At 68.2% G+C, this 25,759-nt stretch carries 23 protein-coding genes, 1 tRNA gene and 3 pseudogenes; 11 read left to right on the forward strand and 16 right to left on the reverse strand.

Features of this window, described 5'->3' with window-relative positions; translation table 11 throughout:
* The first annotated feature begins 973 nt into the window (after window positions 1-973).
* The 4 genes and pseudogenes from OIB37_RS00410 to OIB37_RS00425 form a co-directional block, all read left to right on the forward strand.
* Complete coding sequence (locus OIB37_RS00410; protein WP_330455487.1) at window positions 974-1,150, forward strand: hypothetical protein; 177 nt, start codon at window positions 974-976, stop codon at window positions 1,148-1,150.
* 60 nt (window positions 1,151-1,210) lie between these two features.
* Window positions 1,211-2,647, forward strand: a complete 1,437-nt coding sequence (locus tag OIB37_RS00415) for a helix-turn-helix domain-containing protein (protein ID WP_330455488.1) — start codon at window positions 1,211-1,213, stop codon at window positions 2,645-2,647.
* A gap of 562 nt (window positions 2,648-3,209) precedes the next feature.
* On the forward strand, window positions 3,210-3,959 hold the full coding sequence (locus OIB37_RS00420) for a transposase family protein (RefSeq protein ID WP_330455489.1): 750 nt from the start codon (window positions 3,210-3,212) through the stop codon (window positions 3,957-3,959).
* A 7-nt stretch (window positions 3,960-3,966) separates the two neighbouring features.
* A pseudogene (locus tag OIB37_RS00425) lies at window positions 3,967-4,350 on the forward strand (transposase); the annotation flags it as partial.
* 111 nt (window positions 4,351-4,461) lie between these two features.
* Here OIB37_RS00425 and OIB37_RS00430 read toward each other — a convergent pair.
* The 8 genes and pseudogenes from OIB37_RS00430 to OIB37_RS00465 all read right to left on the reverse strand — a co-directional run bounded on the left by OIB37_RS00430 (window position 4,462) and on the right by OIB37_RS00465 (window position 8,777).
* Window positions 4,462-4,920 (reverse strand): hypothetical protein, encoded by a 459-nt coding sequence (locus tag OIB37_RS00430; RefSeq protein WP_330455490.1) that lies wholly within the window; start codon window positions 4,918-4,920, stop codon window positions 4,462-4,464.
* Window positions 4,889-4,999, reverse strand: a complete 111-nt coding sequence (locus OIB37_RS00435) for a hypothetical protein (RefSeq protein ID WP_330461739.1) — start codon at window positions 4,997-4,999, stop codon at window positions 4,889-4,891. Before OIB37_RS00435 ends, OIB37_RS00430 begins: the two co-directional genes overlap by 32 nt.
* 39 nt (window positions 5,000-5,038) lie before the next feature.
* Entirely contained in the window at window positions 5,039-5,485 is a 447-nt protein-coding gene (locus OIB37_RS00440; RefSeq protein WP_330455491.1) for a hypothetical protein, read from the reverse strand.
* 341 nt (window positions 5,486-5,826) lie between these two features.
* A pseudogene (locus OIB37_RS00445) lies at window positions 5,827-6,486 on the reverse strand (IS5 family transposase); the annotation flags it as partial.
* 33 nt (window positions 6,487-6,519) lie between these two features.
* Window positions 6,520-6,933: a hypothetical protein gene (locus OIB37_RS00450; protein ID WP_330455492.1), complete on the reverse strand. Its 414-nt coding sequence runs from the start codon at window positions 6,931-6,933 to the stop codon at window positions 6,520-6,522.
* A 37-nt stretch (window positions 6,934-6,970) separates the two neighbouring features.
* Window positions 6,971-7,273 carry a DUF6192 family protein gene (locus tag OIB37_RS00455; protein WP_330455493.1) on the reverse strand — a complete coding sequence of 101 codons (303 nt, stop codon included), beginning with the start codon at window positions 7,271-7,273 and terminating at the stop codon, window positions 6,971-6,973.
* A gap of 130 nt (window positions 7,274-7,403) precedes the next feature.
* Window positions 7,404-8,239 (reverse strand): IS5 family transposase gene (locus tag OIB37_RS00460; RefSeq protein ID WP_443058098.1). Its coding sequence is split into 2 segments (ribosomal slippage): window positions 7,404-7,903 and window positions 7,903-8,239, totalling 837 coding nucleotides; the frame shifts between segments, so codons are not numbered across the junction.
* Between the two features lie 40 nt (window positions 8,240-8,279).
* Window positions 8,280-8,777 carry a hypothetical protein gene (locus tag OIB37_RS00465; RefSeq protein ID WP_330455494.1) on the reverse strand — a complete coding sequence of 166 codons (498 nt, stop codon included), beginning with the start codon at window positions 8,775-8,777 and terminating at the stop codon, window positions 8,280-8,282.
* 631 nt (window positions 8,778-9,408) lie between these two features.
* On the opposite strand from OIB37_RS00465, the gene OIB37_RS00470 reads away from it, so the two are divergent.
* On the forward strand, window positions 9,409-10,953 hold the full coding sequence (locus OIB37_RS00470) for a hypothetical protein (protein WP_330455495.1): 1,545 nt from the start codon (window positions 9,409-9,411) through the stop codon (window positions 10,951-10,953).
* Between the two features lie 991 nt (window positions 10,954-11,944).
* Here the strand turns inward: OIB37_RS00470 and OIB37_RS00475 are convergent.
* From OIB37_RS00475 to OIB37_RS00490, 4 genes are all read right to left on the reverse strand, one after another.
* Window positions 11,945-12,979, reverse strand: a complete 1,035-nt coding sequence (locus OIB37_RS00475) for a Gfo/Idh/MocA family protein (protein WP_330455496.1) — start codon at window positions 12,977-12,979, stop codon at window positions 11,945-11,947.
* Between the two features lie 410 nt (window positions 12,980-13,389).
* Window positions 13,390-13,995, reverse strand: a complete 606-nt coding sequence (locus tag OIB37_RS00480) for a TetR/AcrR family transcriptional regulator (RefSeq protein ID WP_330455497.1) — start codon at window positions 13,993-13,995, stop codon at window positions 13,390-13,392.
* Window positions 13,992-14,936: an SDR family NAD(P)-dependent oxidoreductase gene (locus tag OIB37_RS00485; protein ID WP_330455498.1), complete on the reverse strand. Its 945-nt coding sequence runs from the start codon at window positions 14,934-14,936 to the stop codon at window positions 13,992-13,994. Before OIB37_RS00485 ends, OIB37_RS00480 begins: the two co-directional genes overlap by 4 nt.
* Window positions 14,937-15,474: 538 nt before the next feature.
* Window positions 15,475-16,413: a GlxA family transcriptional regulator gene (locus tag OIB37_RS00490; protein WP_330455499.1), complete on the reverse strand. Its 939-nt coding sequence runs from the start codon at window positions 16,411-16,413 to the stop codon at window positions 15,475-15,477.
* 173 nt (window positions 16,414-16,586) lie between these two features.
* On the opposite strand from OIB37_RS00490, the gene OIB37_RS00495 reads away from it, so the two are divergent.
* Complete coding sequence (locus tag OIB37_RS00495) at window positions 16,587-17,852, forward strand: MFS transporter (RefSeq protein WP_330455500.1); 1,266 nt, start codon at window positions 16,587-16,589, stop codon at window positions 17,850-17,852.
* 121 nt (window positions 17,853-17,973) lie between these two features.
* On the opposite strand, the gene OIB37_RS00500 is transcribed toward OIB37_RS00495, so the two are convergent.
* Window positions 17,974-18,048, reverse strand: a tRNA-Met gene (locus tag OIB37_RS00500).
* A gap of 538 nt (window positions 18,049-18,586) precedes the next feature.
* On the opposite strand from OIB37_RS00500, the gene OIB37_RS00505 reads away from it, so the two are divergent.
* On the forward strand, window positions 18,587-19,240 hold the full coding sequence (locus OIB37_RS00505; protein WP_330455501.1) for an SMI1/KNR4 family protein: 654 nt from the start codon (window positions 18,587-18,589) through the stop codon (window positions 19,238-19,240).
* Between the two features lie 235 nt (window positions 19,241-19,475).
* Here OIB37_RS00505 and OIB37_RS00510 read toward each other — a convergent pair whose 3' ends face one another.
* Window positions 19,476-20,156 (reverse strand): isochorismatase family cysteine hydrolase, encoded by a 681-nt coding sequence (locus OIB37_RS00510; RefSeq protein ID WP_330455502.1) that lies wholly within the window; start codon window positions 20,154-20,156, stop codon window positions 19,476-19,478.
* A gap of 276 nt (window positions 20,157-20,432) precedes the next feature.
* On the opposite strand from OIB37_RS00510, the gene OIB37_RS00515 reads away from it, so the two are divergent.
* Window positions 20,433-20,567, forward strand: a complete 135-nt coding sequence (locus tag OIB37_RS00515; RefSeq protein ID WP_330455503.1) for a hypothetical protein — start codon at window positions 20,433-20,435, stop codon at window positions 20,565-20,567.
* A gap of 178 nt (window positions 20,568-20,745) precedes the next feature.
* Here OIB37_RS00515 and OIB37_RS00520 read toward each other — a convergent pair whose 3' ends face one another.
* Both OIB37_RS00520 and OIB37_RS00525 read right to left on the reverse strand, forming a co-directional pair.
* Window positions 20,746-21,855 carry a hypothetical protein gene (locus OIB37_RS00520; RefSeq protein WP_330461740.1) on the reverse strand — a complete coding sequence of 370 codons (1,110 nt, stop codon included), beginning with the start codon at window positions 21,853-21,855 and terminating at the stop codon, window positions 20,746-20,748.
* Between the two features lie 1,067 nt (window positions 21,856-22,922).
* Entirely contained in the window at window positions 22,923-23,741 is an 819-nt protein-coding gene (locus OIB37_RS00525) for a transposase (RefSeq protein ID WP_330455504.1), read from the reverse strand.
* A 307-nt stretch (window positions 23,742-24,048) separates the two neighbouring features.
* Here OIB37_RS00525 and OIB37_RS00530 point away from each other — a divergent pair.
* The 3 genes and pseudogenes from OIB37_RS00530 to OIB37_RS00540 form a co-directional block, all read left to right on the forward strand.
* Window positions 24,049-24,516: pseudogene (locus OIB37_RS00530) on the forward strand (transposase); the annotation flags it as partial.
* Window positions 24,465-24,848, forward strand: coding sequence for a hypothetical protein (locus OIB37_RS00535; RefSeq protein ID WP_330455505.1), 384 nt, complete (start codon window positions 24,465-24,467; stop codon window positions 24,846-24,848). The pseudogene OIB37_RS00530 and the gene OIB37_RS00535, both read left to right, overlap by 52 nt.
* Before the next feature lie 312 nt (window positions 24,849-25,160).
* Complete coding sequence (locus OIB37_RS00540; RefSeq protein ID WP_330455506.1) at window positions 25,161-25,754, forward strand: YdeI/OmpD-associated family protein; 594 nt, start codon at window positions 25,161-25,163, stop codon at window positions 25,752-25,754.
* Window positions 25,755-25,759: the final 5 nt, after the last annotated feature.

Raw genomic sequence — 25,759 nt, forward strand, 5'->3', positions numbered from 1 at the left:
GGTCAGGGGCCAGGGGCCAGGGGCCGTGGGTCAGGGGCCAGGGGCCGTGGGTCAGGGGCCAGGGGCCGTGGGTCAGGGGCCAGGGGCCAGGGGCCGTGGGCCAGGGGCCAGGGGCCGTGGGCCAGGGGCCAGGGGCCAGGGGCCGGGGGGCCAGGGGCCGTGGGCCAGGGGTCGGGGGGCCAGGGGCCGTGGGCCAGGGGCCAGGGGCCAGGGGCCGTGGGCCAGGGGCCAGGGGCCAGGGGCCAGGGGCCAGGGGCCAGGGGCCAGGGGCCGTGGGCCAGGGGCCGGGGGTCGGAAGGGACTTCGGCGAGCTGGGTCGGTGTGTGGCAGGGCCGGGGTCCGCAGAAAGGTCTGGCGCCGCGATGGGCGGCGCCAGAACAGTCGAGCGTGTCCCGCGGCAACGGGGCTGCTCGGTCTCCTGGGTAGCTGTGTTGCCCGCAGTACTTCGGAGAGCCCACTGGCGGCCGTGAGGCGCGCAGTCAGGCACGCACAAACATCAGGCATGTCGGCACGAAGGTCAAGGCCGGGACGAGGGCGCGGGAACGGGGAGGGGCATTGCCGCCCCGAGCTGCGGTGACAGGGGTTGCGGCGTGTCCGGAAGCTGTAGTGGATCGCGGGACATCCCTGCGGATTGTCACCCTCAGTGACAGTCGCGGTCCCTGAAAGATGGGACGCAACTGCGGAAAGAAGCTTGCGTCACCGCCCACGAACAGGCGCGATGCCTCACAGAAGTCCGCGCCGAGTCCACGCGGTCAAAGGGACACATCTGCGGAATGCGTTCCCGGCAGTTAGTGCTGGAGGCCGGGATGCTGCAACATCGCTAACCACCGCGGGTGGCGGCAACCGCCCCGGCATACCAGCACCGCCCACACCACCGGCAAGTACGCCCGCAGTAGCAGATGTTGAGTCCAGAACGAACAGTTAGGTCATGAAGTTGAACAACACCAATTGCGGCACAGCGCGTCCTTTGACCGTGGCTGAGGCCGTCGTCCTCGTCGTGATCATCATCGTCGCCGGTTCCCTGGCCGCCGCCGGCTGGCCGGCCGCCGGCGTGATCGTCATGACTCTCAAGGCACTCTCCCTCGGCTACCGCCTCCTGATGCAGCTGCGACGCGCCCGCACCGTCACGGCGCGGCCCGCGCAGGCCTGATCCGCGATGGCGCGCCGCGAGAACGCGATTCCCCTGTGCAGTCGGTCGCTGCGTGCTCTGGTGACCTGGCTGCGTGAGGGCAGAGCTGCTGCCGCACTGACCTACGAACAGCTCGCCTCTCGTACCGAGTTCAGTGCGGACACTCTCGCGCGCGCCGCCTCGGGGCGCAGCGTGCCGCAGAACCCGGCGGTGGTCCTGGCCTACGCCGCGGCCTGCGAGCGCAGCACGAAGGAAGCCGAGCGGCTGTGGAAGCACGCCCGGCGCGACGAGGCCCGTGCTCAGGGCGTGGTCGGCGGCCACCGCAGCGGAGTGCACATCAGTGTCGTCAAGGACTTCGCTGATCTGCACTCCGCGCTCGTCGATCTGCACCACGACGACGGCCGGCCACCGCTGCGCTCCCTCGATGCCCGGGTGGGGGGCGTCGGGCGGCTGCCGCACAGCACCGTCGGCCGAGTCCTCAAAGGCAGTTCCACGCCCAGCCGTACGTTTGTCGCGGCCTTCGCCGAGGCCTGCAACGTCCGCAGGAGCGAGCTGCCCGAGTGGACGAAGGCCTGGGACCGTGCGGACGCCGACCGGCGCAGCAGCCGCCTGCGCTCCCGCAGACCCGACACCACCCAGCGTCTGGTCTTCCACGACCGTGTCACCCCCAGAGACCTGCAGTTGCTGATGAGCGAGATGGAGTCGACCTCACGCAGGACCCCCGCTCTCAAGCTCACGGTTCACGTGCCCGACCCGGCCTCGCCCGAAGCGGACGCCGTCGCGCGGATGAGCCGAGAACTCCTCGTCGACCAGGCGCAGCGCCGTGGAGAGCTCGCCTGTCCGCGGTGTCGCCGCCCCTCCTTCGGTTACAGCGGCGAACGCGGGTGGACTTCACTGCTGTGCTCCAGCTGCGCACCCGCCACGCGTTCAGAGGCCGTTGCACCCGCTGCCCCTGCGGATGCTCCCACGCTGGTACTACGCCGGCCCGGGCCTGGTCCGTCGCCGGATCGCGGAGTGGACACCCCCACCCTGTCCCTGCGGGTGCCCGGCGTGCGGCCCCCTCTGCCACGGCGGCAGACCACACGGACATGGCCCCAGGCCTCCCCATCACATCCCGCGCCGGCTCTGAACGCCGCGACGATGACCACCCTCAACGAACCTCCCGGCTCCGGAGACTTCTTCGCCCCCCGCGTCCTGCCTGCCCCCGCGCAGCCCTTCCGCACGCCCGTTCCTGCCCCGGTGATCTGCCCGCTGGGCAGCGACTGCCCCGACCACGGCGAAGATCCGGCCGCCGCCGGACCCTACCCGGGCAGCCCCCGCCCGGCAGCCAGGCCGCTGACGACCCGCATCCGCATCCGCATCCCCGGCTCCCGGCCCACCCCGCCCGTGGTCGTACGCCGTCACAGCGAGCCGGCCGCGGCCCGGCCAGGGCCGCACACGCCCCCTCACACCCCGGCCGACACACGAACCCAACGGGACACCCAACCGTGCGCACCTCGCGGTCAGGAAGACCGCTGAGCCGTCCCGCACCGTCACCGGGGCGGCGGCCTCACGGCAGCCCGGCCTCCGTCCTTGAGCACCCACCCTTTCGACAGGTGGTGGGCCCCGCTGAACCCGACGGTCTCCGAGGACGTGCCCAGGCTGCGGGTCCGGGCAGGCAAGCGGTGTAGCCGGGGGCTGCCTGTAGGTGGGCCGAACAGTTCACAGATCATGCAGGAGCCGTACTCGTCCTACATTCCCGGACTCGACCACCGAGCGAACCGGGCCATGACGAAGTCCCTCGCCATCCACGCCTCCTGAGACACAGCACCGCCCAGTGGCGGCCTTGAACCGGAGACGGGCAAAGTCCACCGTTGACCGGCCGCACCAGCACACCCCGCCGTGTCCACTTGGTCGACAACCTCCTCCCCCGCCTCCAGCCCTCCCGCCACACCCCCGGCGTTGGTGACATCAACCCGAAGAAGTGAGCGCTTTCAGAGTGGCCACTGATCGGGTGACGGGCTTGGGTCCGCAACGCACGAGGCTCCCGTGCCGCTGAGAGAGGTGTTCGACGTCTCAACTCATCAACACAGGAGCCTCGTTGGTCCCATATCCTGCCGCACTCGACCTGCCTCACGCCCTGGTCGAGTGGGTAACCATGCTCATCGTCACTCGTGAGGGTGACCGCCGCTGCAAACTCCCGCCTCACCAGCGGGCCCTCGTCGGCCTGATCTACCTCCCCCGGCACGACACCCTCACGCAGATCGCCGCGGGCTTCGGCATATCCGTGGGTACCGCCCACGCCTATGCCACCACCGTCGTCGACCACCTGTCCCGTCGGGCACCCGGGCTGCTGCGAATCCTGCGGGAGGCCGATCCCGAGTATGTCGTGCTCGACGGCACGCTCGCCGAGTACGACCGCGTCGGTGACAGTCGAGCCGATTTCTCCCAGAAGCATCGCCGTCACGGAGTGAACGTGCAGGTCGTGACCCATCCCGAGGGCAAACTGCTGCGGATCTCAACCACGTTGCCCGGCCGCACCCACGACCTCACCGCAGCCCGCACCCACCACATCATCCGGATCTGCGAACGCCAGGGCGTGCCAGTCCTCGCCGACCGCGCCTACACCGGAGCCGGCCCCTGGGTGACCACCCCGCTCAAACGCCCACCCCTCAAGGAACTCACCCCCACCCAGCTGACAGTCAACCGAGCCCTGTCGGCAACCCGGGCGCCCGTCGAACGAAACATCGCGAGACTGAAGCCCTGGCGGATCTTCCGCCGGACCCGCTGCAGCCCGAACCGCCTCACATCAATCACCGCCGCCACCCTCACCCTGGAACATCAGCGCTGAAAATGCCACCCTCGACCTGCTGCTGGCGGTGCCGGTCACCGCGGCCGGCGTCCAGGACTCCGCGGCTGGCCGCATCCTCCTTCAACAGGCTGCCGCCAACCACCCCAGCCTGCGCAAGGCCTGGGTCGACGGCGGCTACCGCAAGCACTTCGCCGAACCCGCAGCGACCCTCGGCATCGACCTCGAAATCGCCCAACGCACCCCTGGGAGCAGGAGATTCACCCCGACTCCGAAACGGTGGGCAGTGGAGCGGACCTACGACTGGCTCATGCCCCACCGCCGCCCGGCCCGCGACTACGAAACCCACCCACACCGTTCCGAAGCCATGATCCACCGCGCGATAACCGACCTGATGGCCCGCCACCTCCCCGGAAAGAACACCATCCCCTAGCGAAACCCGACACCAGCACACCAAAGCCGCATCCAGGGATAAAACAACAGGATGAAACGACCTCTTAGAGATGCCTGGCCAGACGTGGCACTTGTCCAGCCAGGCTTTCTCTCATATTCCGTTCGCCCCTGCTGCCGACCGGAATCTTCTCACTGCTTCTACATCGACGCGCCATTCCGAGATTTCGTTGCCGCCCTCGTCGACGACCTCTCGTGGCCCGATAGACAGCCACGGCTGCTCAGGATCGAACGGTTCGCTCAGTTCGGCGAGAAATACTAGGGAGTTCTGAACGAAGACGTCGTCCCCAATTCGATAGAGCGGCCAGCAGGAGATGAAATTTGCCGTCACCGGATCCGAAAGGGAGGAAACGAGACAGGACGTCGCCACATCCCCGCCCTCTAGTCGATTCAGTGCGCTGGACCAACTCTGCTCGTAGTGTGACGAATTCCAGTACGTCAGATCTATCGGGAAGGTTTCGCCGAATCCACCGACAACGATCCTCCCGACGCCCGGAGAAATCAACTCGATGGAGAAATCGTCACTTCTTGAGGTAGTTGAGATCCTGGTCATAAGTACCTATCCGCTGTCCCCTGCAATTGTACATCTTCCAGCCATCCGTGACATTGTGTCCGTCAACATCCGGGGTGATGTAGTTCTTGCCGTTGAAGTATACGCCTTGCCCGTGCGACTAGAATCCCGCTTGATCCACTGCTTTACTCGCTTTGATGACAGTCTTGTATCCGAGGTCTCCGGCTCGATCGGCGGTCGAAGGCTTGTAGAGTTCCTTGTTGTCCGCCTGCCGCTTCTTCACGCTTTCTTCGGAATAGGGATCATCCGGGTTAAAAGAAGCCGGCTTGTATCCCGGTTTCATCGGGACTTCTTCTTGCACGGGCAGTTTGCCCTTGGCTCCTCCTCCGAAGGCTCCGAGCGCCGCCCCGAGGCCCGCAGAATTCGAGTTGGGACTAAGCCCGCGCTCTTCCCCCCAGGCCCTGTACTCGTCAGTGAGACACTGCCCTTCCACCACACAGGCAGGGGTGAAGAGGGCACTCGCCATGTCCAGAAGCGAAGTGATGGGCATACCCATACCGAAGATGAAGTTCTGCTGTCCACGGCCGGCGACGTTCGCCCAGCTCATCATCGCAGGGTCATCAGCCCATACCGGGTTGAAATACGGGACTGGCCCGGGGATTGGAACGCCAGCCGCGGTCGTGGTGCCCTGGGAGTCATAGAGGGTCCCGACCGTGGCACCTCCGCTGCACTTTCCACTGTGACAGTTTCCAGCGCTGGCGTTTCCGGGGTCGACCGGGCCATCGGTGAAAACGCCGATTGAGCCTCCCACTACATTTCCTCTGGGCGTTCCAGCTTGGGGCGGGTGGTCGTGTCGCCGATGCCGTCATAGGCGTAGGTAGGGCTCACGCCGTCGCAGGTCTACAACTTCTCTGGAGGGGACGAGGGTAAGGGCGTCGGCGCCAATCAGAGGAAGCCCTTGGTGCCTTTGGGCCGGGAGAAGATGCGCAGGGTGAGCCAGAGGCGTTCGCGGGCGCAGTCCACGAGGTCGCCGGCGTAGCCGCGGTCGGCCCAGACCTGGGTGATCTGCGGCTGGGTCAGGCTCAGGCGCCAGAACACGTCGCGGGCGGCGTCGCGGTCCTGGATGTCGGCGGGCGTCACCGTGATCATCACGGGCAGGCCGAGCGTGTCCACGGTGATATGTCGTTTGCGCCCGTTGATCTTCTTCGCGGCATCGTAGCCGCGGCTGTTGCGGCCGACGGTGGAGGCGCCCTTGACCGACTGGGAGTCGACGATCAGCGTGACCGGGTGCGGGCAGCGGCCCTTGCCCGTACGAATCCGGCGGCGGAGCTGGTCACGGATGTAGGTGACGATCCCGGCCCGGTTCCACCTCCAGAAGAACCCGTAAACCGTCTCCCACGGGGGAAAGTCCGCAGGCAAGGCCCGCCATTTCGCGCCATTGTCGACGATGTAGCGGATGCCGTCGACGATCTCCCGCCGCGGCCACTTCTCCGGATGCCCGCCGGTCTTGGTCTGGCAGGCCGGGACCGGCAGCAACGGCTTCAGCAGGGCCCACTCAGAGACAGAGGTGTCGGACGGGTAGCGGCGGCGACGGGAAGCAGCGGACATGGCGGGCTCGGCAGAGGTGATCGGCGTCGGGGGCTATTTGGAGAGCTGGGCGAAGATGGCGCGGACGCCGGTGAGCTGGGCGGTGGCGAGTTGGGCCCATTCGTCGTCGGGGTAGCGGGCCAGGTGCGGATCGAGCGTGCCCGTGATCACACGGGTGAGGCGGCCGAGGATCTGCCGGAACTGCCGCTTGTCGTACTCGATCCAGTCCGCGGGGTCGTCGGAGAACATGGACCCGTCCTGCCGGGTCCAGGTGATCGGCGTCAGGTCTTCTGCGGCGACGACGTCGCGGACGTGCCGGATGCCGCGGCCGACCTGCGAACGGGTCAGGCGGGTGGCGGCCATGAGCTGGTAGGTGTGCAGGCTGGCGGGGCGTGCTTCCATCAGGGCGACGCGGACCAGGTCGCCGTAGTGCTCCGCCAGCGGCCGAGCCTCCCGGCGTCGCGGCATGGCCTACTCGCCCTTGAGCAGCCGGACCAGCTGCTCGTCACAGAGTGAACTCTCCGTTGTCGAGGGCCCCTTCGAGCCAGTCCGCCGCCGCGCGGACCCGGCTGATCTGACGGCGCACGGTCTCGCGCTCGTCTTCGGTGAACTCCTGCCCCCGCAGCTGCGGGACCAGGCGGCCAAGCGTGGCCACGAAGTCGTGGCAGGAGCCGACCAGGTCGAGGTACTCGATGGTGTGCTCGATCGCGCGGACGGCCGAGGTGCGTTCGCGGATCCGGTCCCGGGTCTCGTGGGAGTTGTCGAACTGGGCACGGTTGACGAGCATCCGAGTCGTGTCGTCCCGCATCGTCTTCCGGGCAACGGCCGGGCGGCGCAGCAGGTGAAGTCGACCGCGCTGTGGTACCGGAAAGGACTGAGCTTCGTGGATGTCGACATGACCATCTGGCCAGCGGCCTAGCTAGGCCGTTTCTTTCGGATCACCTTGCCGACCAGATGAAGATGGCGGCGAGGTGGAGTCCGCCGAGGTAGATGGTGGCGGTCTTGTCGTAGCGAGTGGCCAGGGCTTTGTTGTGCTTGAGCCGGTTGAAGCAGCGCTCGACGACGTTGCGGCGACGGTAGGCGGCCCGGTCGAGCCGGCAGCGGCCCTCGCCTCGCCGGATGCGTCCGTTGATCTGGTCGATCCGTTCCGGGATCGCCGCCCGGATGCCCCGCCCGCGCAGGTAAGCGCTGATCTTGACGGACGAGTAGCCCTTGTCCGCGGCCACTTGGTCGGGCCGGGTCCTGGGCCGGCCGGGCCCGCACCGGGTGATGCGGATACGGGCCATGACCTGCTCAAACTGGGTGCAGTCGTTGACGTTCCCGCCGGTGATCGTGAACGCCAGCGGCCGTCCCCGGCCGTCGCAGGCGAGATGGATCTTCGTGGTCAGCCCGCCGCGGGACCGGCCGAGCGCCTCGCCCGGCCAGTCCTGCCCCTTTCTCGGGCCCCGGCCGTATGCTGGTGGGCTCGCACGGTGGTCGAGTCGACACACACGATCGTCCAGTCGACGACGCCGACGGCATCGCAATGCTGCTGGACGTGGGCCAGCAGGCGGTCCCAGGTGCCGTCGGCGGACCATCGGCGGAAGCGTTCATAGACCGTCTTCCACGGCCCGTAGCGTTCGGGCAGGTCCCGCCAGGCCGCCCCCGTGGACAGCTTCCACAGAATCCCGTTCACCACCTGCCGGCGGTCCCGCACCGGACGGCCCATCCGGGGAGGGGCTAGCAACGGCTCGATCACCGCCCACGGCTCATCAGTCAGTTCATGACGACGCACCACGAACAGCCCAACGACCCAACCACTTTACGGACACGACCTAGCCAGGCCGACGGGCGGGCAGCCCCGCCTTGGCACGCCAGTAGTCTGCGTCGCGTGGGTCGACCAGCCATCCCTTCAGGCGTACAGCGCCTGCCCGGAAGGCCTGGGGCAGCAAGGCCACATCAGCGACGGCATGGCTGAAGACATCAACGTCGTGGGTGGCGTGATCGGTTTCGCACCAACAGGCCACGTTCACCGCCGCGTCGACCGCGAGCCGACCCAGGTCTGCCCATACGACCTGGAGCAGGAACTCCATCTGGTCGCTCCCGTCAGCATGCTCGACGACGTCCAGGCCGAGGATGATCGGCGTCCCTGGCTGAGGTCCAGGGAAGACCGCGTACGCCAGAGCCCATTCCCATTCCCATTCCGGCCCAGCTTCGTTGGCGCGAGACGCATCGACAGCACCGGCCCCGTCCTTCAGGGATTCCACGCCAGCAGGCGATAGACCGGGAAACAGAGTGGTCAAGGGGACGTCGTCGAAGGCACCTCGTTTCATGCGTCGATCATCGAGGCTCTCCGGCTCACAGGCCAGGAGCTTCTCCCCCGAGGCTCCCTCTCCTCCCCCACAAGACGGCCCTTTGATGGCCGCCAAGCTGAGCACGTTCACCCGTACCCTGCTGAGCACCTCGATGAGTACGCGGACACCGTGTACTGCCTGCGCTGCACGCGGTTCACTCCGTCCCCGAGACCGAGCAGCACCTCGTCGACCGTGCTCACCAGCTCCCCCATCGGCGCACCCTGGAAACCGGCCGTCGCCCGCACAACGGCCTGCCGACGCGGCCGGCGAACTACCTTGCATGCCGCCACTTACGGAGGCGCGGTCTCAAGCCCGAGCAGGTCGCTGGCGAAGGGGCGATCGGGCCGAGCAGCGGCACTCTTCCCGCCGGGGAGCGTTGCGGGCCGGGAGCGCGGTGCAGCAGCCGATCGCCGCCGCCCCGCGCACGGAGGGAGCTCTCCCTCTCAAGCCCGCTCTGAGACCACCGATCCCACCGATGACCCCGGACCTACCAGCGGTGCCGTCACCCTCGCGTCACCAGGTCTTTGCTGGCCGAAAGGGAGGTCTTTACACGGCAATTCAACACGTGCGATCATCCGGCGGCCCAAGATCGTCTCGGAATGGAACACATGTGAACAAGAACCGAATAGGCCGGATCCAGGGTGCCAGATGGATCACGGCTTGCGGCATCGCGGCCCTGTCTCTCACCGGACTCGCACTGCCCGCCCAGGCGGCGGACGACCCGCCGGCCAAGTCCGACACATGGGTGCAGGAGCCCAAGGCGACCCAGGGGACGCTGAGTACGGCCAGGATGAAGGCCCTGGCGACCGCGGCCCCCGCTCCGGGCAGCGCTGCCGACCCCTCCGCTTTCAATCTCGCCGCCGGAAGCGACCTGAGCGGCAGGATCAGCGACCTCGATGCCGCGCTTCCCAAGCAGGGCGTCCAGAACCTGCTCAGCCAGGCCAACCGCGACCTGTTCTCGGACACCCAGTGCCCCGACCCGTTCGGCACGGGAGACAACGGGCCGCCACTCGCCCCGGTCAAGCGTTACTGCTTCGAGCACGACGACGAGGTCAGCCATGAGTGGATCCCGCAGGCCGTCACTGGAGTGTCGGACGCCCAGGACGACGAGTACTGGGGCACCGCCCGCCCTGTACTGACCGGCTGGTACGACAACGAGAACCCGGGGCGCTCCGACGGGTGCACCGCATCGGAGTCGGACGCCTGCAACGAGAAGGGTGTACGGGTCACCTTCGTCGACCCGTCCACGAACAAGTACCGTCACGTGCTGCTGGTCTGGCCGTACTACAACAGCTACGGCCACATCTCCTACGACGCGCTGCACGCCGACGAGTCCTCGTTGCAGAACGGCATCCACGCCGGCGGTATGGCCTGGTACGGCAACTACCTGTACGTCGCGGACACGCTGAACGGTCTGCGCGTGTTCGACATGACCAAGATCATGGACCTCAACCCGGACCAGGACGCGTCCACGGACGACACCACGCAGGACGGCCTCACCAGCAACGTCTCCGACACGAAGCAGATCGGCCGGCAGAACAACGTCTGGTACAGCTTCGGCTATCGCTACGTCATGCCGCAGGTGGCCACCTGGACATTCACCAGCCTCCAGTACAACTCCCCCGACGCGGACATCTGCTCGACCACCGGCGCCCCGAAGGCCTCGTACGTCTCGATCGACCGCAGCACCACCCCTGACGAACTGGTCGTCGGCGAGTACTGCAACTCCGACGCGACCTTCCCCAACACCGGCCGCATCGGCGCCTGGCAGCTCAACGGCAGCACAGGCCAGCTGGCGTCCCCCAGCGGTATCAACAAGGCGTACTACCTCCCCCAGGACCTGAATCAGGGGGCCGCGCGATACAACGGCACCTGGTACTTCGACCAGAGCCATAAGTACAGCAACGGCACCCTCATCCGCGCCCGCGTAGGCACCGACGGGAAACTCGCCGCCTTCGGCAACGGGATCCCCACCGCCGTCGGCCCGGAAGACCTCTACTACGAGCACGGCACTGCCACGGGGAACCCGCCTCTGCTGTGGTCGGTCTCCGAGCACAGCAGCGACACCGACGACCCGTCGTGCTCTACCGGCCCGTCACCGTGTGCACGGCTGCTCTACGCACACAACGTGAACACCATCCTCGCGCAGCCGTGACCCATCACCGGCAACACTGAACACACCGCCCGACCCGTTTCCCCGTGCCACGTGGCACGGGGAAACCGAGCGAACGTGCCACAGAGTCAGCAAGCCTTCCCCCTCACTGCCATCATCAGCCGGAAACCCGGCACCAGGTGTGCCCGCCTCGTCACCGACTTCCCGACGCCGCCGCGATGCGGGCGACACCTTCCCTCGTCCCGCCGGCAGCGTCCCAACGCCGGCCGACGGGACGCTGTGACCCCGGACAGCTTCACCCATCCGGTCCGGGGGAACGGCCACACCCACAACCAACCCACAGCAACCTGCTTGAGCCAGGTCTTCCGCGCCTGCACCCCCGACACGCCACATCTACGCGATTTGGCCTCCCGAAGGCTGCATCTGCCCTTCCGTACGGGTCACTCTCACCGCACTGGCCGTGACCGCGAAGCTGCTGGAACGCCCTGGTCGACGAACAGCGACATCCAGTGCCGAACCGGGTACGACGAGCGGACCGGGACCATCCCCGCACCCGCGGGAGCGACCGGAACGGACCCTGCGAGCGGGGGCGGGGTACAGGGGCCCCGTCCGGGTGGGTCGTCTCGCGCTTCAGGACGGCGGGTGACGGCGTTGCGGGTCGACTCGCGCGGGGTGCCGGTGTCTTCTCCGTCGGGCGGGCAGGTCCCGCCGCCGGGAAACATACGGGGCGCCTGCCGCGGGCCGGCTCAGAACGGCGGAACGTGATGACCTGCTGAACGGCCTTGCTGTCCCTGACGGTTCGGGGACAGGACGGACGAGCGGGCTTGCGAGGACGTCCTCGTACGGGGACGTCAGCGTCGGCGTACACCCAGGGGCAGAAGGGCCCGCAGGCGGAGAACATCACCGTTGCCTGACCTCGCACGGCTTCAGGTCCCAGAGTAAACCCTGGGGCCACACCACTCTTCAGCCCCCAGAAACCCGGGGAGCGTCGGACACTCCCCCGCCGGAGGACGCCCACGATCGCACGAGGGCTTCATCGGTCCTGTGGCTCGCCGCGGAGCGGGAGTCCGCACGTGCGGTAGATCTCGTCGAGGACGCCCATGTTCGCCACGGCGTCGGCAGGCGAGGTAATGACAGGGCTCTTGTCCAGCACCGCTGACGCGAATGCCGACAACTGGCAGGCGTAGCTCGAGGGGTTGGGCTGGAGGCGCTCCCGCCTCACCACACGCCTTCCCGCGGAACGCGGCATGCGGATGGTGAGCTGGTGGTAGAGCTGCGGCATCACGAAGTTGGTCACGTTCAGTTCGCCGGCGGATCCGATCGCCCGGGCCCGGATCGACAGCAGGCGGCGCGACCACATGGACGCACGGACACGTCCGGTCGCCCCGCTCGGAAAGGCGAGGTCGGCGCTCATCGCACGGTCGATGCGCCGGTCCTTGCGCAGGGTCAGCATCTGTGCGGCCGTCACTGCCGGGGTGCCTCCGCCGAGAAGACGGGCGACGTGGACCGCGTAGCAACCGGCATCCATGGTGGCGCCGCCCGCCAGTCCGTAGTCGTACCGGATGTCACTGAACCGGGGCAGGGGGAAGCACACCTGGGCCTCGACGTGGTGCAGTTCGCCGAGTTCGCCGCTTTCCACGATCTGCCGAATTCGCGCGGCAAGTGGATGGTGACGGTAGTGAAAGGCTTCCATCACCACCAGGCCGCTGCGCGCGTAAGCCTCGTCGGCGGCTTCCACCACGCGCTCCGCCTCGGCGCGGTTGGCGGTCAAGGGCTTCTCGCACAGCACGTGCTTGCCGGCGCGCAGAGCCTTCAGCGTCCACTCCGCGTGCAGCCCGTTGGGCAACGGCACGTAGACGGCGTCCACTTCTGGGTCGGCGAGGAGCGCTTCGTAGCCGGTGTGCACGACGGGGATATCGTGTTTGCGGGCGAACGCCTCGGCACGCCCGCGGTCGCGAGCAGCGACCGCGGCCACCGTGACGCGTGGAGTCAGGCGTGCGGGTTTGATCAGTGCGCTCGGTGCGATGGCGGCTGCTCCGAGCAGCCCGACCCTGAGGCCTTGAGACATGGGCATCAGTGTGCCAGTCGTGGCAGGCGGCACGGATCCTCGGCTTCGCCTGCTCGGCTGTGGCCGCGGGTTTCGCGCGCGAGGGGGTGGGAGCCGAGATTCGGGCCCCGACCCGGATGACGCCCTTCCCTGTTCCTTGCCGAGTACGACCGCAAGGCTGCCGCCGGTCCCACCCTGGAGGAACCGCTCACCGACACAAGTCGGTACCTGCCGCTCCGCCTTCACCACGGAAGTTCTGGCGGAGGTCGCCGTACGCGGCTTCCGCCCGCTTGGTCGCCCTCCGGTCGACGCGGCAAAGTCGTCGTAGCGGCGGCGCCGACGGAAAGCAGCGGCTCGTGTGGCTCCGGCCGGCCGAGCGATTTCGCTGTGAGGTGACGCGTGTTCCGGCTGAGTGGAGGCCGGTCCGCCGGTCATACGGTGGTGGCGTCCAGCAGGAGGTCGAAGGCGTCATTCGCCTCGCGGAGTACCGCCGTCGCGTCGTGGCTGCCGAGGCGCCACGCCGCCTGGTAGCAGGCGAGGGTCAACTGGGCGGCGAGGACGGCGGTGGCCGGCGGGGTGCCGTGGTCGATCAGGTGGTTCTCGAGGAGGTCGGCGTAGTGCCGGGTCTTGCGGGTGTGCCGGTCTTCGAGCTCGGGGTGCTGCTTGACCAGACGGTGGTAAACCGCGTAGTGGCCGGGGTTGCGGGCGGCCTCGGTGCAGATCGCGAGCAGCAGCCGCCGAGATGTGGCCAGTGCCTGCGCGAGATCCCGGAGCGGCTCGGCGGGTGCATCGCGCATGGCCGCGGTGAGCGCGTGCAGGAAGTCGTCCTCGGTGGAGAAGACGACTTCCTGCTTGTCGCCGAAGTAGCGGAAGAAGGTGGTGCGGCCGATCTCGGCCTGCTGGGCGATCTCGTCCACGGTGACGGCATCGAACCCCCGCTCCATGAAGAGCGCGAAGGCCGTCTCGATGATCCGTTCCCGGGTCTGGCGGCGCTTGCGCTCCCGCAATGACTCCACCGGAAACTTGTTCGCGCTCATTCGGTCAGGATATCCGCCCGTCCCGCCTGGCGGTCGGCGTCGACGAGGCGGGCGGCCTCGCGCCACAGCTCCTCCTCGCGGGCCTCGTCGTACGACTCCGGCGACGAGGGGACGTTGCGGCCGCGATCGAGGTAGGACCCTGTCCGGGTGGTCAGCCCGGTCAGGATCGTCTCAGTGAGCCGGGCGCCCGCCTGTCCCGGCGTCATGCCCCGGCCGAGGAATCGCTGAAGCCGGAAGAATCCGTTGAGCACGCCCCGCACGGGCCCCGGGACGTGGCGGAAGAAATCGGTGCCCGCGACGAGCGCCGGGTTGTAGGAGTAGACGCCGACGCTCTCGGGCAGGCGGCGGGCCAGCGCGTGGGTCAGGTAGATGACGCCGAGTTTGCTGGTCGCGTACGCCCGCCCGGCCTCCCGCGCTCCACCGGAACGAGGCGCGGCCAGTCGTTCCGGCGTTTCCCAGCGCGGTGCCGGCGTGGCGCCGAGCGTGTAGCGGAACTGCCCGAAGTGGCAGTCGCTCGAGGTGAGCACGATCCAGCCCGGACCGGTGAACCGGGGCAGCAGCTCCCTGACGAGCAGGTAGTGGGACAGCACATTGACCCCGAAGGTCATCTCGTACCCGTCCGTGGTGCGTTGCTGGGTCGTCGTGACCGTGAGGCCGGCGTTGCCGAGATAGCCACCGAGCGGCGGGAGGTGCCCGGAGTCGAGCCCGCGCAGAATCTCCTTCACCGCCCGCCTGGTCGCGGCGAGCGAAGCGAGGTCACAGTCCACGTCGGTGATCCCGGAAGCGCCGGTGGCCTCGGCGAGTTCCGCAGCGAGGCGTTCGCCGCCCCGGCGGGTCAGCACGACGTAGTGGTCCTGCGGCCGTTCCCGGATCAGCAGCTCGACGGACTCGCGGCCGAAGCCGCTGGTCACTCCGGTTAAGACGATGGTCCGGTTGTCCATGGCAGACTCCTACGGTATCGAGTTCCATATGGTACTCAGTACCATAGCGCGTCATGGTTCACTTCGCATCGAGCGACGAAACCGCGGCCGGCACGTCGGCTGGTCGACACCACGACGATGGCCGAACTGCAATCCCACGCATGATCATCCAGCCGGACGTGTCACCCAGGTCCTGGGAACGATCCGTCACCCGGGAGATGCGACCCGACCCGCGTCCGGCACAAGAGGCGGTGAACGGGCGCCGGTGCAGGTGCACTTGGGCGAGGAGAGTGCGCCGCTCCGCGCCGCCGGGCAAGGCAGGCCGCTGTCCGCTCCCGGTGTTCGATGAAGCGGACGTCTGCCCTGCCGACTCCGTCCTCCGTTTCCCGGCCGGGCTGGAGCCGCGAAACGCCAACGAGCGGCTGCAGCACATGGTGCGGCACCGCAGGACGACGGCGCTCGAGAATGCCGCGCCCGTTGCCGGCCGGGAAGGCCCGCCTTCCCGGCTCGAACGGGTCTGTTCAGAAGGAAGTCCAGCCGTGTATCCGGGAGTTCCCGCTCAAGGAGCCGGAATCGTCCGGTCGGAGAACGCGGCCCGATACTCGGTCGGCGACACGTCGAGGATTCTCCGAAAATGCAGGCGGAGGTTGGATCCGGTTCCCAGTCCGACGCGCTCGGCGATCTGGTCGACCGGGAGCTTCGTGGTTTCCAGGAGCGCTCGGGCAGCGTCGACCCGAGCGCGCAGGACCCACTGCAGCGGCGTGTCGCCGGTCTCCTCGGCGAAACGGCGCATGAAGGTGCGCAGTGACATCCGCGCATGCGTCGCGAGTTCGGTGACTGCGAGCGGTTCGTGGAGGCGCGTCAGCGCCCACTCTCGGGTCGCCGCGAGCGTATCGCCATGCGGCGCCGAGTTGCTTCGGGGAAGGTACTGAGCCTGGCCGCCGCTCCGATGGGGCGCGGTCACCAGACGGCGGGCGATGTCGTTCGCCACACTCACGCCGAGGTCACGCCGCACGATGTGAAGGCACAGGTCGATTCCTGCCGCGACGCCGGCTGACGTGAGGACCGAACCCTCGTCGACGAACAGGACATTGGGCTCCACCAGGATGGCCGGATGGCGCTGCGCCAACATCTCCGCCGCGTCCCAATGCGTTGTCGCGCGTCGCCCTTCCAGCAGACCCGCGTCGGCCAGGGCGAACGCGCCGTAGCAGATCGATGCGATACGGGCTCCTCTCGCATGTGCCCTGTGAAGCGCTTCGTGCACTGCGGCCGGGATCGGTCGGCCGACCGGCGCGTAGCCGGGGACGATGATGGTGTCCGCCGCGTTCAGCGCGTCGAGACCCTGGGGCACCGCGTACCCGAAGCCCTCACTGGACGGCACCGTTCCCGCACTGACGCCGCACACGGTCAGCTCGTAGGGGAATCCCTCACGCTGGTGGAACACCTGGGTCGGGATGCCGACGTCGAGCGGGAGCGCCCCGTCCAGCACGAGCACCATCACTCGGTGCGAACTCATCGTCGTCCAGCTCCTCAGCTCGAGGCGATCGATCCCATGTGGCGGAATCCTCGCACGTATTGGCATTCTTGCCACTGGAGGGTGTCGCCCAACCGCTCGAAACTGAATGGGCCGTCCAGTCGGGTTCGGTCCTCAGTCGAGCGGATAGGGGTTCCATGCCGCGTCCAACGGTTCCGCCGGTCGTCGCCTTCGTCACGTCGGCCATCGCGTTCATGGCAGTGATGGCCGCCGCGGGAGCACCGAGCGCCCTGCTGGTCGTCTACCAGCAGCACTGGCATTTCCCCGACAGCGAGCTGACGGTCGCGTTCGCGATCTACGCCTTCACGCTTCTCCTCGCGCTTGTCGTCATCGGTTCCCTGTCGGATCGAATCGGCCGCCGTCCGGTACTCGTCGCGGCCCTCGCACTCCAGGCGGTCGCGATGACGGTGTTCCTGTTCGCCCCGGACATCGGCGTCATCATCGTCGGGCGGGCGCTGCAGGGCTTCGCGACGGGAGCGGCCACGAGCGCGTTCAGCGCCTACATCGCCGAGGTCGCACCAGCGGGGCTGAAGAAGGCCGCATCACTGGTCGTGAGCATCGCATCCGTCGCCGGTCTCGGTATCGGCGTCGTCCTGACCGGCGTCGCCATCCAGTTCACGGCAGCACCCGCGACGGTCGTGTTCGGCGCCGCACTCGCGACCATCGTCATCGCCCTCGTCGTCACAGCGGCATCGCCCGAGACGGTCAGCACGCGTCAAGGGACCGGCGATGCCCTCGTGTCACGCATCGGCATTCCGTCCGCCGCCCGGACCGCGTTCGCTCGCACTGCCCCAGGGATGACCGGGATCTGGATGTCGGCCGGGCTGGTCCTCGGCCTCGGGGCGTCGATCGTCCATCAAGCCCTGCACATCACCAGCGGAGCCGCCCTTGGCCTGGTGGTCGCAGCCCAGCCCTTGGCCGCGGCCGTCTCCGCGCTCGCGCTCGGCCCGCTGATGCCGCCCCGGCGGTTCATGCTCGCCGGATACGCAGCGGTTCTCGCCGGTGTGTCGCTGGAGGCGTGCTCGTTCGCGGCGCGCCTCGCATCGCTCATCATCAGCGGCGCGATCATCACCGGCCTCGGCTTCGGCGCCGTCTTTTCCAGCACGCTCGGGCTCCTTGTGCCGCTGACGCGAGCGCAGGAGCGTGCGAGGCTGTTCTCCGCCGTCTACGTCGTCGCTTACCTCGCGTACGGCATCCCTACCATCGCGGCCGGCTTCCTCAGTGACGCCATCGGTTTGGTGCCGGCAGCAATCATCTACGCCGCCGCAACACTCGCCACAACAGCCGCTGGACTGACCGTCTCACTCACCCGGAAGGGATCGATGTCGAGGGACGCGCTCTCCGGTGTCAGGCAAGAAGCACGAGCGCGCGACGTGCCAGCGGCCGCATCAAGCGCGGACTGAGAACTCGGTCAAGGCCCCGATCCGTTGGTGCGGTCGGGGCCTTGGCACCATGGTCACAGGACGCTGCCCGTGTACGGCTCCGGCCCCCGGCGACGAGATGTCACCAAGGGCCGGGCCTTCGTAGCGGGGGCGGGATTTGAACCACGCGACCTCTGGGTTATGAGCCCAGCGAGCTACCGAGCTGCTCCACCCCGCGTCGGTGCCTCCAGCGTAGGGGACACCGGCCGGGCCCGGCAGGGAATTTCAGCGCGTTGCGGTGATGTCGTCGGACCGTTGGCGAGAGACACCCCCTGACAGGGCTCTGCCGGTCCGGCGTGTCACCGGCCGCGTGGTGAACGTCCGTCGGTCGCAGGTCAGCGCGCGGTGACTGCATACGCGGCGAGCGCGCGGCTATTACGTGGCTTGGCGTACTACGTGGCTTGGCGATGGCTCGAAGGACATCGGCCTGACTCAGGACGAGCTGTCGCGGTCCGTACGGCTGTGGTGGCGCCCCCAAATCGACCCGGCCGGCTGGGAGTCGGATAAGGGATACAACCGCGCTCACCTGCCGGCAGCCACGACCGGAGGCTCCAACAAGGACCGCCGCGACTTCGTCACCAAGCACAGCTACGCCAACTCACCTGTCATGCACCAAGTCGAACTAACAAGTACGCAACGCCGCACGGAACGGCGAGATCATTCAGTACAGCGTCAGAGCCATCTACGTTGACCACCATGCGAAGATTCCCCTCGCCATGACCATCGAGGCTCACGGCAACAACGGATTCCAGATGCACCCGCACAGCAGCAAGGGCGGGGGAACCAACATCTCACCATCTGGAACCGCAAGCGGTGACGAAAGGCCCCCTCACGTGACTCCCGACCTGGCCCGGCTCACGGACGTACTCGCCCCCGCTCGGGACACTACCCCGGCCCCGGACTGGGCCGCCGCCGAGACCGCTCTGCACACCGCCCTTCCCGCGGACTACAAAGAGCTCATCGAGACGTACGGAGGCGGCTTCATCGACGGCTACCTCCTGCTGCTGGAGCCGGACCGCCCCGACGACGTCCACGACCTCCTCAAGATCACCGCAGAGCGCGACGAAGCCAACGACTCGTTGTGGCAGTACGAGGACAAGCCCGAAGAAATGGAAACCCCGGGCAGCCGCCTGCTCTGCTGGGCCACCACCGACAACGGTGAATACCTGTACTGGCTCGTGCGGCCCGACGACAACCCGGACACCCGCCCCATCCTGATCAACAGCGCGTCAGTGGAAGACTGGGAGCGATACGACACGACGGTCACCCGCTTCCTGACCGCCGTCCTCACCGGAGAAGTCCACTCGGAAATCCTCTGGGACCAATTTCCCCTGCCACGCCACACGTTCCGCTCAGCCCACGACATGTAGGCACAGACCCCCTCCGGCTGACCACACGCGAGAACGACGGCTCCAGGCCCAGCACGCCCCCGCCCGAGGGGGTGGTCCCATCGAGGACTCCAGCGACTACGACTCGGGTGGGTGCTCCCCCGTTCGCGCGGGGATGGTTCGGTCTGGCCGGTCGCTGCCCGACGAACTGTCTGCCCCCTTGCCGCAGGTGCCGGCACGCCGGGGGACGACCGCATGACGGTGCGAGGGCCCGCTGTCAGCTCGGGTGCTGTCCGATCAAGTCCAATACCTCGTTCGTGCTCCGGACGTCGCCGAACGACCGGTAGATCGTGTGCAGTGTGGCGTTGTGGTCCTGGTCGCGTCGAGCCGCGTTCGCGTCGGCCACCATCAGCACGCGCAGGCCTGTGGTGGCCGCGTCCCGGGCCGAGGACTCGCAGCAGACGTTCGTGAGCGCGCCCGTGATGAGGACGGTGTCGGTGCCGCGCTCGGCCAACAGGTCCGGCAGTTGCGAGCGGCCGGGGAAGAAGGCGCTATAGGCCCTCTTCTCCACCACCAGGTCATCCGGTCGGACGTGCAGGGCGTGCCACAGCCGTGAGCGCATTGGCCCTGCGCCACCTGTCGACGCGAACGTCTCGCTCACCCTGGAGCCGTAGAACTCGCTGCTCACGCGCCCGAGCGGTGTCTCGTTCGCCGGTAGCACCCATGCGACGAGGCCGCCGGCGGTGCGCAGTGCTCCGGCGATCCGGCCGATGTTGGGCACGATGCCGCGGACATACGGATTCGCCTCGGCGAAGAAGGGCACCATGTCGATCACGATCAGAGCGGTGCGCACCGGATCGAGGCTCTCGTAGGCGTGCCTCCTGCCACGCCGGTTCTCCTGCCGCGCGTACTCCTGGGGGTCGATCCACCAGTCGTGGAGCTTGGAATCGGTCCGCATACGCCCGTGCCCCCTTCAGCCGGCGGCCACATCGTGGATCACGACGATGGTGTCCTCCCCCCGAGCCACAGTCCCTGCCTGGCTTGCGTACGATTGCGCGAAACCTGCACCGGCCGCGCCCCGCCCCGGACGAGGCGCGGCGGGACGCTGAACAAACACCGTTGCAGTATTAGGTCCTCATCACTCCCGGAGGAGTCGCAACAGTGCACGGGGCGCCAGATGCCGGACATCTCCGCAGCTCGTCCTCATCGCCCCTGAAGGGGTCGCAACCCGAGCGTGTTCATGGTGGGCGGCCTGGTGGTCATCGCCCTCATCAACTCCTGGTGGTCCAGCAGGTACGACTCGTCGATCACGACCGCGGTGCGTCCGCGTTCGTCGACCTCCGCGGCCGGCGGCGGACGCCTGAACTGACGGGCATTCACCTCGCGCGGTTCCTACTGGACCCGTGCGAGGTACCGGTGGAGGTCACGGAGTACCTGGCGGGTCGGCTGGAGATCGCCGACGCCGGAGCATCACCTGCTGGAACTGGAGCTGGCGGCCGCCGCCGAAGTCCGGCAGACGGCGGCGCAGCCGCTGACCGGGGAACGGCTCACTGGATCAGCTCGATGTGCGGATGGTCCGGGGATACCGGGCAGACGTGCAGCTGCAGATCGTAGCCTCGGGCGAGGTCGAGCATGGTCGGGTTGTGCGGTTCGGGATGGGAGGTGGATGACAGAGAGCGGGCTCGGTCCTCGTCGGGAATCCAGTCGGGATAGTTGGAGTTCCATTCGCCCGAGGCGATGGTCAGCAGCGGATCCATCTCGGTGCCGCATGAGGGGCAGAGCCGGGGTAGGGGATCAGTGAGGCCCCAACGGGTCCATCCACCGACCTTCCAGCCGGGAGCGACGGACATCCTGCCCGTGTAGAGCTCGTTGTAGAAATCCTTCGAGCAGGGCGTGTCAGAGCTGTCCAGCGGGTACGGCGTGTTGTCAAAGCTGTCCAGAGCGGCGCCGGCCGCCTGCCACCTGCGCCAGTCCTCCAACTGCCGCTGGAGCTCCTTGCTCAGTTCCATGATGTTGGGGTATTCGGTGATCTGCTCCGGCGCGAGCAGGCACGGCTCCGGCAGGTAGCCGGGGAACTGGATCGCGGGCGGCTCGGGGGGTGTGTCGAGGATGTCGGTGACTGTGGCGGCGGATCGCCAGAACAGCGCGGTCTCGGGCTGCGCGGGGTGGTCGAAGGGGCACCACAGCACTTGGAGCAGATCTGCCTCGGCCTGCTTGGGCGGGCGCAGCAAGGGGACGTCGCGTACGTACAACTGGGCCACGGGCAGCATGGCGATCGGGCCCTCGGGCCACGGGCGGCCGGCCTTGATCCGCTCCTCGATCGCCAGCTCCTCGGGCGTGTACCGGGTCCCCGGGGGATCGCCGCCCGGCCGGTTCGCCACCGCTGCCCGGATGCGTCGCCGCTGCCGCACGTCCTCCGGCGAAAGGATCGCGTTCCACCCGTCCCACTCGTGCGGTCCCTCGCAGTGCGGCCACGGCTCGTCGGCGGGCCACAGCAGCGGCCCGCCGACGGAGCTGTCGTACGGCGTGGGCGACCCGGGGCGGGGATGCAGCCGGGTCGCCGTGCGTGCCAGCGGGGCCAGTTGCGGGGCGACCGCGGTGACGTCGACCAGCCGCGGCGGGGTGGTACGGATACGGAGTGCGGCGGCAATACTCATTGCCCGCTCGGCGCACACCGACCGGATCTCGTCCAGCAGCTCGGGGTAGTGCTCGCCGTACGTGTTCAGCGCATGCCACACCGCGTCCAGTGCTGCTATGAGCGGGGCGGGCTTGGCGGCGGCAAGCACGGCGGGAAGAGCGAAGTGCGGCTGTGAGATCCGTCCCGGGGTGCGCGGTGTAACGGCAAGGGGCACCACGACGACCTTGCGCCCTGTGTCCGCGAACGGCGGCGGGACGTACGGCGGCCACTTCGGAGGTACCGCTTCGAGCACCGTCCTGTCCGGTACACGAGGGTCGGAGCGCAGGGCCTCCCACATCCGGGCCGGGTCGTCGAACGGCGGCAGCAGAGGGCGTCCCTCTGCCGACTCCGAGAGCGCCTGGGCGACCCACGGCACTTCGGTCAGGCCCGCAGCCTCGCAGGCCCGCCGCGCGGCCAGCAATGCCACTGCACGCTGGACCTCGGGACCCACGACATCGAGGGCGTGTACCAGGTCGCTGTCGAAGCGGAGCAGACCGAGGACGTTGCTCTCGCGGGCACCGCGCAGCCTCTCGCTCGGCAGCCGCCCGCCCCACTCCCACTCCTCGTGGTGCAGGCGGCGCCCCTCGGCGGCTTGTTCGGCCCGCTCCTCGGCGGCCCGTTGGAACACCTGGCGAGTCAGGCGTTCGGCCTCGGCGAGCTGCTCGGGCGTACGCGCCGTCCGGCGCACGTTCCAGTGCAGGTCCCCCGCCATCCGCGAGGTGTGGCGGATCACCTCGTCCGGGCGGGGTGGGGCAGGCCAGAACTGCAGGAGGTAGCTGTCCGCCCGGGACTCCCCGGCCACTCTGGTGGAGAGTTCCCGTCCCTCGTCCATCCCCCGGGCGCAGTACCGGACCCGGTAGTCGGTTCGGGCGAGAGCCAGGTCCCACGCGGCCTCGCCGTCCCCCTGCACCAAACTTGTGCGTTCCGACTCGGGGCGGAAAGACACCTCCATCACGTCATCCCAGACCGGGTCCAGCACAGGGGCTGCGTCGTGGACTTCCACGACAAAGTCGACGTCGCCCGCGTACAGCCCGGTGGACAGGACGATCACACCTGGGACCGCAGCCCCGCACAACCCCCCGATCTGGTACGCGAGCGCCTTGGCGAGGTCAGGTCTGGCGCTGTCCGGATCGCTCTCGACGTAGATCTGACGATCGTGAACACGCACCTCGCCTGCGACCGGCCTACGCACAGCACTCCCCTCGTCGAGGACAGCCTCAAAGCCCCTGTCGGGCAGGCCGTCACGTGCCCCGCATCATGCCGCAGGCCACTGACAACACGGCCGACGACGCCGCGAGGCGACGGTGACATCGATGATGCGGCCACTGACGCAAGAGAATGCCGGTCACGATGTGCCGTTTGCGGCCCGACACCTTCTTGCCGCCGTCGTAACCGCGTGAGGCTGCCGACACCGTCGCGGCGGCCCGCACCGACTGCGCGTCGATGCCCCCGCCGTGGGCCCTGCCTCGCGGCCCTCCCGTTCACGGACTTCCCGCGCAGCCGGTCGTGGAAGTCTGTGATCAGCCCGCGCTCGCGCCAGCGGCGGAAGCAGGCGCGGACCCGACCCCAGCCGGGCAACTCCGCGGGCATCGCCCGCCACGAGATCCCGCCCGTGACCAGGTGACGGATCACGTCCAGCAGCTGCCGGTGACAGTGACCCTCGGGCGATCCGCCCCTCCCCCAAAGCCAGGCCGGCACCGGCAGCAGAGGCCGGACGGCCGCCCATTCCGCGTCCGACATGTCGGAGGGATACCGGCGTTCCCGGTCCCGGTGGCCGACCGCGTTGCCGTACGCGTGCGCGAGGTGATCACACGATCGTGCAGCCGCGTTGGACGGGAGGCGTTCGGAGGCGCACAACAACGACATCAGGGCCTCCCGGCACTGCTCGGTTGGATTCGCATCCTCGAGCTACCGAAAGGCCCCGTCTTCATACGCGTACGGCGGGAAGATCACCCCGGCGGAAAACCTGTTCGACCCGCACGTTCCATGATCGGTTCAGATACGGCTTCTGAGCTTGGCGTTTAACGTCGCCGGGTCACCTGTCCTGCTGATCTTGGCTTCTTCCTGGGACAGCAGGACGGCCGTTCTTCACGCTTCGAGGTGTCGAGCAACGTCGCGTGAAGGAACGGCCGCTGTGAAGAGTCTGGCTTCTGCAGGTCCCACCGACGCCGCGCTGAGCGTGCTGTCCCACTTTCGTGTCGAGTTTTACGACTGCCTTTACAGCCGTGCAGATGCGCTCTTCGAGTTGACCGACGCAGTGCTGTGCGCCGATGGTCCGGTCACCTCGCTGGTCGAGCTGACGCTCACCGCCGAGCACCGGCGCGGGCACGGAGCGATGTACGACGCGGTCAACCACGGCTGGCTGGAACCGCGCCGCCTGCGCAGGCTGCTTGCCTCCACACCGCTGCCGCGTGCTGCCGACGGCCGGATCGTCCTCGCGGTCGATGTGAGCAACTGGCTGCGGCCCGACGCTCCCACCAGCCCGGAGTTGCTGTTCTGCCACGTCTACGGGCGGGGCCGCAGCGCGGATCAGTTCATCCCCGGCTGGCCCTACTCCTTCGTCGCCGCCCTGGAAACGGGACGCACGTCATGGACCGCCGTGCTGGACGCGATCCGACTGGGCCCGGCCGACGACGCGAGCGCGTACCGATCTCGCTGATCTGCCACGCGCCGATCGCCCTCACCTCTGCGAAGTACCGGGTCGACGGCGACGGCAAGATCACCACCACGGCCGACCACGCCTTCAAGGGCGCGCACATCACCACCGTGCCGAAGTGGGGAAAGGACGCCATCCTCACCTTCGGCTACCCGAAGGTGCCCGGGGAGCGCACCCGCCTGCTCTACTACGTCGACGTGGCACTCAAAGACTCCGGCTACGACGTCGGCCTCACCCTCAACCCCGCTGCGGTCAAGGTCGTCTGGGACGACGACCACGCCCTGCCCCGGATGCAGGATGTCCGTGGACCTGCGTGATCATTCCTGTTCTCGACGCAGAACGATTACGCTCCTGCGCGAGCGGAAGATCGGGCAGACGCTGCTGACGGCCTGGACGGCCAAGGAGAACTGCGCACCCTCCTCGCCTTGACCCGCACCGGAGCCGACCTTGGCGTTTTTCGCCCAGGCCCGGGGTCTGATCGACCATCCCTCGTCAGTAGATCGTCCAGGGAGCAGATCGATCATGGCAGCCACAAGTCTCATCCGCGGAGGCGGGCGGCCTGCTCGTCGACGGCCTGGGGGCCGTTGCCCGTCAGCGCCGTGCCCTAATGCGTCACGACAATCGGCCGGGTGTGGTTCGCTGCTGGGGTGACTCAGGACTTGGAGATCGTCGCATTCGAATCCGCCGAGGCATTCCAGGCATGGCTCGGCGAGAACCACGCCGTCTCGTCCGGCATCTGGCTCAAGCTTCGCAAGAAGGGCCCCGGAATCGTCGCGCTGGACTACGCCCAGGCGCTCGACGTGGCACTTTGCTACGGCTGGATCGACGGCCAGAAGGCCAAGTTCGACGACCAGTGGTGGCTCCAGCGGTTCACCCCGCGCAAGCCGCGCAGCAAGTGGTCCAAGGCCAACCGGGACAAGGTGGCCACCCTCATCGAGCAGGGCCGGATGCAGCCCCCGGGGCAGTCCGAGGTCGACCGCGCCAAGGCGGACGGCCGCTGGGAGGCGGCCTACGACGGCGCGAAGACCGCCACGGTGCCGGACGACCTCGCGGCGGCCCTGACCGCCGACCCGGCCGCGGCGGAGTGCTTCGAGGCACTGGACCGGCAGAACCGCTACGCGATCCTGTACCGGGTCCAAGACGCCAAGAAGCCCGAGACCCGGGCGCGCCGGATCGAGAAGTACGTAGCGATGCTGGCCAAGGGCGAGAAGTTGCACCCGTAGTCCCG

Origin of the sequence: Streptomyces sp. NBC_00820 (assembly GCF_036347055.1) — a bacterium.
Taxonomy (GTDB): domain Bacteria; phylum Actinomycetota; class Actinomycetes; order Streptomycetales; family Streptomycetaceae; genus Streptomyces.